At 35.6% G+C, this 514-nt stretch carries 1 protein-coding gene; it reads right to left on the reverse strand.

What is annotated here, in order from left to right; genetic code table 11:
- Window positions 1–90: 90 nt before the first annotated feature.
- Window positions 91–514: hypothetical protein (locus C9J34_RS22080; protein WP_193769060.1), on the reverse strand; the 424-nt coding region annotated here is incomplete at its 5' end.

A 514-nucleotide genomic window follows, 5' to 3' on the forward strand; every position in this document is an offset into this window, starting at 1 on the left:
TTGAACCATTACATGGAGTAAAAAGAGATAGTGGAAATGAAAATAACTGCTGATTTAAACAACCAGCAGTTGTAGTTTATAGAATAAAAATTAATTCAATTTTTTAATAGCAAAATTTCCAGTGATGGGGATTGTAGAGAGATCTACTGGATTGAGTATGACAATTGAAACTACATCACCTGAATTTAACTTTTGAATTGTTAAAGATCCGGCAACAGGGGAATTCGAGGTCATTGAGAAAAGTGTAGTTTCTATGGGTTCTCCATTTATAGCTATCGCAAAATTAGATGTGAGGAGTCCGGCATTTAATTCCGCAGTAAGTTGAACAGTTATTTCAAAAATTCCTGCTGGGACAATGAAGCCGTTTTCTGTGGGTGTAATGTTATTTATTGGTCCTGTAGATGTAAATGGAATTACAATAATCGGCTCTGAAGGAGCGACAGGAACTGGATTAAATTTATATCCATAGGCTGATAATTCTTTAGAAGGCAACACCTCATCAATGGGGACAGCT

The organism is Metasolibacillus meyeri (genome assembly GCF_003049505.1).
Taxonomy (GTDB): domain Bacteria; phylum Bacillota; class Bacilli; order Bacillales_A; family Planococcaceae; genus Metasolibacillus; species Metasolibacillus meyeri.